The sequence below is a fragment of the Streptomyces sp. NPDC052101 genome (assembly GCF_040680235.1).
GTDB lineage: Bacteria > Actinomycetota > Actinomycetes > Streptomycetales > Streptomycetaceae > Streptomyces.
This window is the reverse complement of sequence record NZ_JBFAWH010000008.1, coordinates 1-10,558: the sequence shown is the minus strand read 5'-3', so window position 1 is coordinate 10,558 and position 10,558 is coordinate 1. Positions and strand designations below refer to the sequence as shown.

Genomic DNA, 10,558 nt, shown 5'->3' with positions numbered 1-10,558 from the left:
GGCGATGCGGCGGCGGGTCTCCACCTGCGCCTCGCGCTGTGCCGCCTTCTGCTCGGCGGCGGCCTGGCGGGCGGCGGCGATCTGCTCCCGCTTGACCTCCGCGATCTCGCGCGCCAGGGCGCGCTCTTCGGCTCGCTCGGCGGCGATGCGCCGTCGCGTCTCCGCCAGGGCCTCGCGCTCCAGGCGCTGCTTCTCCTGAGCCTTGGCCCGCTCTTCGCGGATGGCCCCCTGCACCGCCAGGCGGTTCGCGCGCACAACATCGCGGATGGCACTGCGGGTTGCGGAGCTGGTGCCCTGCTCAAGCTGCTCGCGCTGCTTGGCGAGGTTTCGGTAGGTGCGGAACTGCCTGCCGGACTCCTCACCGTGAAATCGCGTGAGGCTGCGCTCGATCTGGCGCAGCTTGTTGGAGGTGTCGACCGCTTCCCGCTCGGTCATCTTGCCCGCAACCTTGGCTTGCTTCGCAGCCACCGAGGCAATCCCGGAGAACCCCTGCGCCATCGAGCGGGAGAACGCCTTGCCGGCCGCTTCCCCCGCCAGGGTCATCTGACGCGTCAGGTCGGTCCGCAGTCGTGACAGCCCGGCCTTCGACAAGTCCGGGTAGATCTCGATGTAACCGGACCCGACCCGGACCGGTGCCCTTCCGCGGGTAGCCATGCAGCCTCCTACAGGGTGCTCATCTGTGTGAAGAAAGAGGCCACTTCAGTGCCGGATGCAAAACGGGTCTCGGGCTCCGGCGGCGGTTCAGGCTCGCCCGGTCGAGGAAGGGGCGTCGGAGGTTCGAGGCCGGGATCCTCCGACGAGTTGGCCTTGATGACGAGGTAGTTGGACAGCTCAATGCCGTCGCTGATGCGTGCGAGAAGATGCTCCGTTGTGTCCCAGGCCGATGATTCATTCATTGCGGCAAGGAACGTGGACCGGCCGGGCTTCTTGCAAAGCGAGGTGATCAGGACGCCGACGCGGCGGATCGAGAGCCGCCCGCGCCACAGGTCCAGCAAGTCGACCCCGAAGTGTTCGAGGAGATCTGCCTCCAGCTCGTCGCTGTACTCCTGGATGACGCGGACGGTCGCGATCAGTTTCCCGAGTCGCCCTGACCGGCGGCCTGCGCCACCAAGTCGGCGAACTCACCGAACTGCCTGATCGTCGGGCGGGTGGCCTTGTAGGCCGCCCACTGGTCATCGCCGACGATCAGCCGGACGGCCATCAGCTCATCCTCGGCTTCGAGCAGTTCCAAGGGCATATCAAGGGCGTTGGGGATCTCGAAGGTCAGGCCGCGGTGCTCGAAGGTCGTCGAGTCAGCCTCGGCTTCGGCCTTCTTCGCAGCCGTCTTCGCGGACGCGGAACTGTTGGCGGTAGCAGCCATGGGGTACTCCTGAAAGCAAAAAAGCCCCGGGCAGGAGGCTTGGGAAGAGGGGTTAGGGCGGGGACTTGTCCCTCCCCGCCAGGGGAGAGAAGCACGGCTGCAGCCAGTGCTGTTAGACGGTCTTGGCCTCGACGGTGAGCGTGCCGGCCTGCGCCGAGCGGTCGCCGTCGCTTGCGTTGATGGTGTAGCCCTTGGTCGCGGCGTCCGCAGCGATGGTCACCCGGATGTCGAAGGTGCCGGTCGGACTGGCGTTGCCCGCGTCGGCGACGAGCTTCGGGTCGCCGGTCGTGACGGCGATCGGTGCGTTCGGCTTCGCGCCCTTGCCGGTCACGTGGACTTCGCCGCCCTGCTTGACGGTCGTCTGCGAAAGCTCTGCCTGGAAGCGCTCACCGGGGAGTACGGCGCCGTCCTTGATCGAGTCATTGGTCAGGATGTAGCCCAGACGGCCCGAAGCATCCAAGGCCTCGATGGTCAGCTCGTACTTGCCTGCCTCAGCCCGCTGGAGCTGGATAGCGCCCCGGTCGGAGATCATGGCCCGCTCGATCACTGCGCGGTACTGCACGGCGCCCTGCGACCAGTCCACGACGAGGGAGATCTCGCTCAGCTCCGGGGTGCTGGACAGGTCCAGGCGCCACGTGTCCTTGATCGGCTTCTCGACGCCGTTCGACCCCTTCTCGGTCGCGGGCTTCCACTCCGCCCCGAAGAACAACTCGGTGGTCGCGAGGTTGGTCTCCAGCAGGGTGGCCTTGACCTGGAAGCTGGCTTCCTTGACGTTGTACAGAACCGGTACTGCGCTCTGCCAGACCTTCACCGGGTCCGAGGAGATCGACGGGGTAATGGTCACGCCGCCCTCGTCCACGTACCCCATCGGGGTGTAGCCACTCGGGGCAATGCCCTTGACTCCGCAGTCAGTTGGAGGTGTTGGGCCAACGCCGGACTTCGGGAGGGGCGCGAAGTAGAGGGCCCCGTCGGGGGCGAAGCGGATCCGGCCGGCGTCGTTTCCCTTAGCGTCAGCAGCCATGGTGTGTCTCCTCGTTTAGGCATGAAAAAGGCCCCTATCGCTGGGGGCGGGTGAGAGGGAAGCGCTATCCCTCGGTGATGAATAGGGAGACCTCGCCGAGGAATGAGTGCTCTCGGGAAGTCGAGTCCGGGGCGTACTGAGGGCTGATCCCCTCAGCGACGTCGAGCACCAGGGCGTCGCCGACATGGCGGCCGGGTAGATGCTCAAGCAGGTGCTCGCGGACGGTGTAGGCCAACTCGGCGGCGACATCGCGGTGTTCTGCATAGACCCGGAAGGTGACGTCGGCTCGGTCCATGCGGTCGCGAACGACTCGGTGGCCCCCGGCGTGCTCAAGGTAGATGGTGGTGTCGGCCGGCTCGCGGCCGACAAGGTCTCCGGTCACTGCGGCGGTCAACTCGGGGATGCCTCGCAGGTACTCATGGACGACGGAGACGGGATCGACCCTCACTCCCGGACCTTCAGCAAGGCGCCCTTGAGGATGTGTCGACCCGCGTGCCGACGGCCACGCTTGTCCTTCCATCCGTACTCAATCAGGAGCGGGTGGCGGTCGGCCTGGACGGCGGCATGCACGACACCGCCCTCCTCATAAGCCGTGACCGAGATCGAGCGGGAGTACATGTTCCACGAGCCGCGCTTGTTCCTCGGCGCCTCAGCTCGGGCCAGGGCCGCGATCTCCTCCGCCTTCTGCGCGCTCAACTCCGCCGTCTTGGGGGAGGAGACAAGCCCCTTGAGGGCGTCCTCGGACAGGGTGAGCCGGAAGGCTGGCCTCAATGCTCAACCCTCCAAGCACGGACCCGGACATGCCGGATCGATCCGTAGTTCCATTTCATGGGGTCGCCGTCGACTTCATAGGTGCGGCCGTCAAACTCGATGCGGTCTGCGGAGTCCACGTTGGCGCCCCAGGGGAGGAAGACCCGCAGCCGTTCCTGCGCCGTCTCGCGCTCGGGCGAGCGCGCTTCAAAGACCCGGTCCGGTTGTACGTGGGCCAGCCCCTCGAAGACTGTCCGTGCATGCGACCAGTCCCGACGCCGGGTGTAGCCAGAGTCCTTGATGTCGGCTCGACGGATCACCACGGGATCGTTGAAGAGGAGCATCAGCCCTTCTCCCTCTCCAGGCGGATGGAGGTCAGAGACCGCCGGTAGCGCCTCAAGGAGGCTTTGGCCGCGGGTGAGAGCTGCTGCGCGGCGGAAGCAGGTCCGAACTGGACCTCCACGTCGCCCACGCGCTCCGACACGATGCCGGGCTGGACTGCTAGCCAGCGCATCACCTCGGAGCACACGACCGTCTTGAAGATTGCGGGGGGCTTGCTCCGGTCCCATGCGCCCGTGCAGTAGTCGGCGACGTAGGCCGAGGCGTCCCCGATGAGGGCCTCGATCCTCGGACGCTCCTCCGGCAACACGGGCTTGGTGAGGCGCGCGGCGACCTCATCGACGGTGGCATACATCGCTTCAACTCCATCTGTTTGCTTGGGGTTCGAGCGATGGGCTAGCCTTGAGCGGTCACAACTCTCGTATTGGAGAACCCCGTTGAGCGCCACGCGCAGTGAGAGAGGCTAGCTCCGACCTGGAGCTAGCTCGCCGAATCGCTGGACATCCACCTAGGTGAGGTGTGTCCGGACATCGGTGAAGCTCACTCAACGGAGGTTTCTCGTGGCAACCAACCCGACCCAGCCGGTGTGCAACCACCGGGCCCTTGAGGTAACGACTCTTCTCTTGGGCTCCACGGTCGTGGGCCTTCTCGCTGGTGTCATGCTGGTAGCACTCGGCATGACCCCGCTGACCGCGATCGGATCGGGCGCAGCAGTCTTCGTCAGCACGTTCACTCTTGGACTGTCGGCGATCTCCTACATCAAGAAGCAGAGCTAGTGCTACATGGGGGCGGCCTCCGGGCCGCCCCCAGCAGCTACCTCCTCAGGCCCCCGTACTCGCGGCCTTCTCGGTGATCGACACCTTCAGGCCGCGCACAAACGATTCACCAATGCCCACACCGCGGACTGAGTAGTCCGGGTCCTCCCGGACCGTGGACAGGCCGTACATCGTGTCCAGGCCAATCGTGTCGGCCTTCTTCGCGTAGTCGTAGTCGATCAGCATGCGGGTGGCGATGCCGTTGATGTTCTGCACGGAACCGTTGACCGCGCCCATGGGAATCGCCGGGCAGGCGCTCACCAGCAGCATCGCGCTCTTATGGAAGAGGTAGGCCTCCAGCCCGAAGCTGTTGTGGATCACGATGTCGAAGCCATAGATCCTGCCGATGACCGCGCGGCGGAGCGCGTTGCTGTCACCGCTGTAGTCGACCGCGACGAAGGCCGGGTCCTTGAGCAGGATCGCTTCCAGCTCGGGGCCGGCGATCAGGTACCGCTCGGAAGCGGGGACGTTGGCGACGTTCATGGCCATGCGCGCGTCCACCAGGGCGGTGCGAATGCCGAGGGCGCGGGCGCTCATGTTGGCGCCGGTGCCGTCCGCTGCCGGGATGGTGACCTCGACGTCGCCGCCGATGACCTTCTTCTGCGCGGCGCTCAGGCCGGATCGTGTGATGTTGGCCTTGATGAAGGTGGCCGTGGTGTCGTCGAAATACTCAGCAAATCCCCTGGTGAGCTTCGTCAGTACCTGGGTGCCGAACTGCTTGAGGTCGAAGGCCACCTGCTCCATCGAGAGCGTGGTGGCGTTCTGCGCGAGCGTGGTCAACTGCACTGGGAAGCGCGACTCGTTGATGAAGCCGATCGGCGGTAGCCGGTCGTTCGTCGGCAGCGGCCGGTCCGAAGCAGCGGCGAACTTCGTCTTGTCACCCTTGATCGGGTTCCAGATCGGCTCGGAGATGCCCGCCGCCTGGACGGGGATGCCGCGCGACTCGCGGTTGACGTTGATGACGTCGCCGAGGCCGCCGCGGAACTTGAGCTCGCTGTAGCGGGCGGGTATGCCGCCCAGGGTGAGCTGACGGTCCAGGAGACCGAGGGCCGCGATAGTGACCTGCTTGGGGTCAAGATTGAAATGATGCGTAGTGGTCGCCATAGGCGTGCCTCCAAAAGGGCATGAAAAATCCCTCCAGGAGGGGAGGGCGTTCGAGGAGTCTCGGGCTAGGTGCTGTGACCGCATGGGTTCGCCGGATTGACCAGGATGGTAGGGGGCGTTGCGTCAACGGAGTGGTGTGCGTACGGGGTCGGACATGGCGAGGCCCCGCCCCCGCGCAGGCTGGGGGCGGGGCGATGTCAACACTGCCTTACTTGCGGATCAGCTCTTCACTCGCCTGTTACCAGGGCGTTCTGAACGTCCGGCGCACTCTTGTACTCGCGGTCGGGGAGCTTCGTCAGTTGATCCAGGAGATCCCGATCAATGCCGGTGTCTTCTTTGGCGTGCTCGATGAGCGCCTTCTTGTTCATGGGCCAGGAAAGCTGCGTGAACAGCTGCATGAGTACGTGATGCCCTGGGGAAGGCTGCGACGGTTTAGCTTCGATTGTGTGGCTTTCCAGGGATCCACTGTCCAAGGATTCGAAGGATTTATCCGCCATTGGTCACTCCCTTTGCCGGCAACTGCATTCCATGACTACTCAGACACAGTATGTGATCAAGTGTTGGTGGATGCAGGCGAGCGCGGCCATACGAGTGAAAGCCTTCACCCAGCCCCTGGATCTACCTTCGTGGGTGCAGCGCCAGCACCCTCGAAGGCGACGCCTTGACCGTCGTGCAAGGGGACGTGCTCGCATCCACAGCCGAGATATCTGGCAGCCCCCCTCAGCCCCAACTGGTGCAACCCGGCCTACCTAAGCGGTCACAGCGCTAGCTAGATGAAGGACCCGCCGGAGATGAAGTCGGCCAGCTCGCTCGGGTCCATGGAGGAGATGTCGTTGCCGCCGGACCGGTGATGGCCCGTCCCCATGAGCTGCGGGAACTCCGGCTTGGGCTGGGGCTTGTTGAGCGAGGCGATCAGCTCGGTGACTCGCTCACGGTCAGCGCGGCCGTCCTCGGCCACGAACTGCTTGAGGTCCAGGAAGTCGGTCGGCACGGTAACACCGGCCGCGGATGCCTGGACTCGGATCTCGGCTTCGACGAGCGATGGGCCCACCTCGGCCATCGCAGCCTGACGGGCATCAGCCCTGGCCGCTTCGATCGCCTTCTCCTGGTCAGTCATCTGCGCCTGGCGGAAGCCCTCCAGCTCTTTGCTGGCCTGCTTCCAGCGCTTCTCGTTCTCACGGGAAATGCGCTTCCACTTCTCCAGCTCGGCAGTGGGGCCGACGTCGGTCGGAGTCTCAGTCGGCGGGGATGCCTCAACCTCGGTGGTAGAGGCGGCTGCGGGGGTGGTCTGTGTCTCGTCCATGCACCTATCCATTTCGGATGGACACGCCGTTGCGGCGCGTCTACTTCTGCTCGCTGAGCTTTCGGTTCACATTCCCGGCGTTCCCCTGGGGGGTCTTCGCTGCCATGTGCGCCGCCTCAGCGTCGCTCGGAGCGTTGGCCGCCGGTTCCTGCTGGGGGCCGAGCTTCTGGACCTCTGCCGCAGCTCGGGCATCGTCCTTCCGCATTTCGCGGAACGCGCTGATCTGCGACGGGGTGTAACCCGCATCGCTCCACAGCTGCTCTTCGGGGACGTTAAGTTGCTTAAGCTTGAGCAGGGCATCAATGTGCTGTGCCTCGGTCCGGTATTCCGGATCACGCCACACCGTTTCCATGGCAAAAGCCTTGGCTCGCTCGTCACGTTTCACCGCAAAGCAGAGCCGGATCACCTTTTCCCATGCCTCGCCGAAATGAAGCATCCGCTCTCGAACCTTGGCTACCAGTCCGGCTTCCGCACTGATGATGGACTCGCCGGATGGTGCTGTCCCGCCGTTGACAAGAAAATAATGAGGCGGGGTGCGGGATATTGAACTTGCGTGCTGCAACAAAAGCCCTACCAGGTCGCAGTAGTTACTGAGGCTGGCGGCTTCGAACTGTCCGAACTTGGCTTGCGGGTCCTCGGCCTGGAGGAGTTTGTCGACCGCGACCTTGAAGGGTTCGACAGGATTGCCCTGGTCGTCCTCAACGATCTCCAGACCCGTCACGTACCTCTGCGGGAACGCGGCAAATTCCGAAGCCGTGAGAGCGTCGCTGACCGTCTTGTTGATCGCATCCTGGATGGGGATGACGTTGGCGAGATCCGAGTATGGATCGCCAGAAAGCCGGGAGCGGTTGTGGAAGGGGACGACCGGAACGACCCCCAAGGGGTTCGGGCGTTTGACGCCGTTCTCCCACTCAGTCTCGCCACGCTTGGTCTCGTAGACGTATTCCTCGGTCCACAAGGTGACCCACTGCCGGCCCCAGTCGTCTAGGAAGAAGCGGGCTGCGGCTTCCAGCTCGGTCCTGCTGCCGACCTTGTACTGGACGACCATGTTCTCGGCCGAGACGGGGAGGATGGACGGCTCGCCATCCTTGTCAGCCCAGACCAGAACGTAGGCCCGGCCCTGAACCATGGCGTCCAGGTGGACCGCGTTCGAGAGCACGTCCATGCTGCTGCGTTGCCAGAACTCCCAGGCGTCCTTGTCGGTGCCGGGAGTGTCGGGTATTCGGAAGGCGTCCACCGTCATGCGTTCGGTTGCGCTGTCGATGATCAGGCCGCAGAAGTTGTCTCGCCAGCTCTCGAAGACCTCGCGGAACTCGGCCTTGAACCGGGCCTGGGAGAAGGCGAGCCGCTGGTGCTCGCCCTCGTAGTACTGGGCGTACCGGAACATGTCCGGGAGCTGATTGGTCAGCTTGCCGTGCAGGTAGGCCAGCCAGTCGACAGGAGATTCAGGCGGGCCGACGGCCGTATATCCATTAGGGGGGACAATCATGCAGCCTCGCTAAAAGCCGACTACGCGCCCCCTTCGCGCATTGAGTCGACCGTCAGCGATTGCATCAGCCCTGGCCTCAAAGGCAAGAATGGCGCACACGGCCAGGTCGATTTTCTTCTTGGAACGGGGAGAATCTTTGGTGATCAATAGTCCTTGAGGGACTTCCCGGGTCACTGCATTCAGCATGTGCCGGGTCAGGTCAGTATCGCCGTCGTGCTTGACGTCGCCGACTGCTACAGCGGAATGCAGGCGCTCGGTGGCCTCACACATCCGCATCGGCTTATTAGTCCAATACTCGAAGACCCGGTCGTCGCCGTAGGTAATGGCCCACCGGCCAATGGCTTCCTGCCAATACGGCGGGTCCCCGTAGAACCACTCGACTTTGTACGTATTGAAGGCCCGCTTCACTGCTGCCTCGACAGCGAGCACGTCAATTTCCCAGTCGGGCTGTTTGGGGTCGCGCGGGTTTTCCCAGAGGCCGAGGACGAAGAGCTTGCCGTCTCGCAGCCTGGCCCCTACCAACCCTGTGCTGTCGCCACGGAGGGAGCCGTCGAAGCCGATGGCTATCTGGTCCCCGGGCAGGACGGGGTCGTCCTCGTCCAGGCAGGCATCCCACTCAGACTTGACGAGCCAACCGTCCGCGTTCTCCTGGATGTTGTTGAGATAGAAGCGGTAGGCGATCGCCGCGCTGGTGCGCGGGTCCATGACCGCTTCGACGATGCCGTTGACGTCGACCCAGTGGGAGTCACCATAGGCGTCGATGACGGCGGCTCGGACGGCGTCCTCGTCCTTGAGGTCGACGTCCCGTACGGCCTCGCGGCAGTCGTACAGGATGCGCTTGGCACCGGCCTCCATCGCGGCCTCGAAGGTCCGCTGGGCGATCGAGTTCTCGTTTGGGTTGAAGGCGTTGGTCGTCTCGATCAGGCGAGACCCTGCACCGGCCGTCTTCTGGACGTTGCGGTCCAGCGTCTCCCAGACGTAGGTGCCCTGGTTGCTGTCGACCCAGTGGTGTACCTCGTCACAGACAACGAAAAGTTGCTCCGGCCCCGGCAGAGTCGGTGCTCATGCCGGGGCCGGGCAAAGGTGGGCCTCGCCCCCTCAAGCCCACGCGAGGACGAGGTGACGGGCTCGATTCGGCCGGGCCGGCCGTCCTTGAACTGGATGAGACCCTTGCCGATGTCGAGGTTGTACTCCTTCTCGGCCGGCGACTCGGCCAACATGCCGCGGATCATGTCCCGCGTGTTGGCGGTCTGGTCGAGGGAGGTTGCAGCGATCTGCACGAGCGGCAGCGGTACCGGCTTGCCGACGGGCATGTGGTTGTCATCGAAGCGGCTGAACCGGGCAGGGCCGATGAACTCCACGATGGCCAGGGCCGCGAGCAAGGGTGTCTTGCCCCAGCCCTTAGCTCGACGCAGCGCAGCCGTCCGGTAGAGCCATCGGCCCTTGTCGTCGATGGCGTACATCCAGAGCACGAAGCGAAGCTGCTCGGGGCTGAACGTCCAGGGCTGACCAGCGTGTTCGCCATCGGGTTGCACGATGTACTGCTGGGCCCAGCGAATGATGCCGTAGCCGAGGCTGCGGGTGGGGTGCGGGACGCCCGGGGGCATGTTCCCTGTCAGGGGCATCCCGTCACCCCTCTTTCTCATTCGGAGAGCATCTTGAACAGCGCGTCGTCCAGGTCCTTTGTCGCGCCGTGTGCTGCGGTAGCGGCCTCGTGCTCTGCTTGCTGATCGAAATTCATGCGAAGGCGGGCGCGATCCTCGGTGGTAGCGCCCCACCGCCCGACGCGCTGACGGATCTCTCCAGCCAGGCGGACGTTGCCCTGATAGAAGGCATCCACGAGGCGGGTGGTCAGCTCCAGTTCGGCCCAGTCGGTCTCAAGCCAGTGCTCGGTCTGAGGGGCCGAGGCCCAGGTCTTCCAAAACCGCTTGGCTCCGCCCGTTTCGACGCCGAGAGACTTCGGAAGAGCACGGCCCTCGCCCGAGTTGAGGGACAGACCGTGCTCGCCCAGGGCGTGGTCGGTGTTGCGGCGCCTGGCATTGGGATTGGGAGCCGGCCCACGTCGAGATGGCATCAGTGCACACTCCCAAGGCTGTTGGGATCGATCCCGTACAGCTCGCCCAGCTCCGACAGCTCGAAGAGGGCGTCCTCTACCCACTGGCGCTTCTCCGCGGCCTTCGACGGCCGACGGACAACCGGGCTCGGCGGGAAGGGGCACTGGCAGTCTGCGCACAGGCCGTCGCAGATGAGGGGCACGGGGTTCTCCTGGGGTACTGAGTGAATGAGTGTTTTCAGCGCGGCCACTGATCGGGTGACGCTGGTGGTGTGCGCAACGCACGAGGCTCCTGTGCCGTTGGGGGAGGTGTTCGAAGTCTCA

The 10,558-nt window shown here is 64.6% G+C and carries 16 protein-coding genes; all 16 read right to left on the bottom strand.

Annotated elements, in window-relative coordinates:
• Positions 1 to 654 (bottom strand): hypothetical protein (locus AB0L75_RS16250; protein WP_365181248.1); only part of this gene is annotated, 654 nt, incomplete at its 3' end.
• An 8-nt stretch (positions 655 to 662) separates the two neighbouring features.
• Entirely contained in the window at positions 663 to 995 is a 333-nt protein-coding gene (locus AB0L75_RS16245) for a hypothetical protein (protein WP_365181246.1), read from the bottom strand.
• 74 nt (positions 996 to 1,069) lie between these two features.
• A complete protein-coding gene (locus AB0L75_RS16240) occupies positions 1,070 to 1,360 on the bottom strand; it encodes a hypothetical protein (protein WP_365181244.1) in 291 nt (96 codons plus the stop codon).
• 112 nt (positions 1,361 to 1,472) lie between these two features.
• Positions 1,473 to 2,381, bottom strand: coding sequence for a hypothetical protein (locus AB0L75_RS16235; RefSeq protein WP_365181243.1), 909 nt, complete (start codon positions 2,379 to 2,381; stop codon positions 1,473 to 1,475).
• A 64-nt stretch (positions 2,382 to 2,445) separates the two neighbouring features.
• Positions 2,446 to 2,829 (bottom strand): hypothetical protein, encoded by a 384-nt coding sequence (locus AB0L75_RS16230; RefSeq protein WP_365181241.1) that lies wholly within the window; start codon positions 2,827 to 2,829, stop codon positions 2,446 to 2,448.
• Positions 2,826 to 3,152, bottom strand: a complete 327-nt coding sequence (locus AB0L75_RS16225) for a hypothetical protein (RefSeq protein ID WP_365181239.1) — start codon at positions 3,150 to 3,152, stop codon at positions 2,826 to 2,828. The genes AB0L75_RS16230 and AB0L75_RS16225 overlap by 4 nt, the downstream gene beginning before the upstream one ends.
• Positions 3,149 to 3,475, bottom strand: a complete 327-nt coding sequence (locus AB0L75_RS16220; RefSeq protein ID WP_365181237.1) for a head-tail adaptor protein — start codon at positions 3,473 to 3,475, stop codon at positions 3,149 to 3,151. The genes AB0L75_RS16225 and AB0L75_RS16220 overlap by 4 nt, the downstream gene beginning before the upstream one ends.
• Entirely contained in the window at positions 3,475 to 3,825 is a 351-nt protein-coding gene (locus tag AB0L75_RS16215) for a hypothetical protein (protein WP_365181235.1), read from the bottom strand. Before AB0L75_RS16215 ends, AB0L75_RS16220 begins: the two co-directional genes overlap by 1 nt.
• A gap of 466 nt (positions 3,826 to 4,291) precedes the next feature.
• Positions 4,292 to 5,389: a hypothetical protein gene (locus AB0L75_RS16210; RefSeq protein ID WP_365181234.1), complete on the bottom strand. Its 1,098-nt coding sequence runs from the start codon at positions 5,387 to 5,389 to the stop codon at positions 4,292 to 4,294.
• A gap of 227 nt (positions 5,390 to 5,616) precedes the next feature.
• Positions 5,617 to 5,787, bottom strand: coding sequence for a DUF2795 domain-containing protein (locus tag AB0L75_RS16205; RefSeq protein WP_365181232.1), 171 nt, complete (start codon positions 5,785 to 5,787; stop codon positions 5,617 to 5,619).
• A gap of 371 nt (positions 5,788 to 6,158) precedes the next feature.
• Complete coding sequence (locus tag AB0L75_RS16200; protein WP_365181230.1) at positions 6,159 to 6,692, bottom strand: hypothetical protein; 534 nt, start codon at positions 6,690 to 6,692, stop codon at positions 6,159 to 6,161.
• A 40-nt stretch (positions 6,693 to 6,732) separates the two neighbouring features.
• Positions 6,733 to 8,181: a phage portal protein gene (locus AB0L75_RS16195; RefSeq protein WP_365181229.1), complete on the bottom strand. Its 1,449-nt coding sequence runs from the start codon at positions 8,179 to 8,181 to the stop codon at positions 6,733 to 6,735.
• A gap of 9 nt (positions 8,182 to 8,190) precedes the next feature.
• A complete protein-coding gene (locus tag AB0L75_RS16190) occupies positions 8,191 to 9,036 on the bottom strand; it encodes a hypothetical protein (protein WP_365181227.1) in 846 nt (281 codons plus the stop codon).
• 65 nt (positions 9,037 to 9,101) lie between these two features.
• Entirely contained in the window at positions 9,102 to 9,806 is a 705-nt protein-coding gene (locus AB0L75_RS16185) for a hypothetical protein (protein ID WP_365181226.1), read from the bottom strand.
• 17 nt (positions 9,807 to 9,823) lie between these two features.
• The gene (locus tag AB0L75_RS16180) at positions 9,824 to 10,255 is read right to left on the bottom strand and encodes a hypothetical protein (protein WP_365181224.1); all 432 of its coding nucleotides are present in this window, start codon (positions 10,253 to 10,255) and stop codon (positions 9,824 to 9,826) included.
• On the bottom strand, positions 10,255 to 10,437 hold the full coding sequence (locus AB0L75_RS16175) for a hypothetical protein (RefSeq protein ID WP_365181222.1): 183 nt from the start codon (positions 10,435 to 10,437) through the stop codon (positions 10,255 to 10,257). The genes AB0L75_RS16180 and AB0L75_RS16175 overlap by 1 nt, the downstream gene beginning before the upstream one ends.
• Positions 10,438 to 10,558: the final 121 nt, after the last annotated feature.

Coding starts and splice junctions, on each gene's coding strand:
- AB0L75_RS16240 (WP_365181244.1), bottom strand. CDS start 1,360: ATGGCTGCTACCGCCAACAGTTCCGCGTCCGCGAAGACGGCTGCGAAG.
- AB0L75_RS16215 (WP_365181235.1), bottom strand. CDS start 3,825: ATGTATGCCACCGTCGATGAGGTCGCCGCGCGCCTCACCAAGCCCGTG.
- AB0L75_RS16180 (WP_365181224.1), bottom strand. CDS start 10,255: ATGCCATCTCGACGTGGGCCGGCTCCCAATCCCAATGCCAGGCGCCGC.
- AB0L75_RS16205 (WP_365181232.1), bottom strand. CDS start 5,787: ATGCAGCTGTTCACGCAGCTTTCCTGGCCCATGAACAAGAAGGCGCTC.
- AB0L75_RS16210 (WP_365181234.1), bottom strand. CDS start 5,389: ATGGCGACCACTACGCATCATTTCAATCTTGACCCCAAGCAGGTCACT.
- AB0L75_RS16235 (WP_365181243.1), bottom strand. CDS start 2,381: ATGGCTGCTGACGCTAAGGGAAACGACGCCGGCCGGATCCGCTTCGCC.
- AB0L75_RS16220 (WP_365181237.1), bottom strand. CDS start 3,475: ATGCTCCTCTTCAACGATCCCGTGGTGATCCGTCGAGCCGACATCAAG.
- AB0L75_RS16200 (WP_365181230.1), bottom strand. CDS start 6,692: ATGGACGAGACACAGACCACCCCCGCAGCCGCCTCTACCACCGAGGTT.
- AB0L75_RS16185 (WP_365181226.1), bottom strand. CDS start 9,806: ATGCCCCTGACAGGGAACATGCCCCCGGGCGTCCCGCACCCCACCCGC.
- AB0L75_RS16195 (WP_365181229.1), bottom strand. CDS start 8,181: ATGATTGTCCCCCCTAATGGATATACGGCCGTCGGCCCGCCTGAATCT.
- AB0L75_RS16190 (WP_365181227.1), bottom strand. CDS start 9,036: ATGGAGGCCGGTGCCAAGCGCATCCTGTACGACTGCCGCGAGGCCGTA.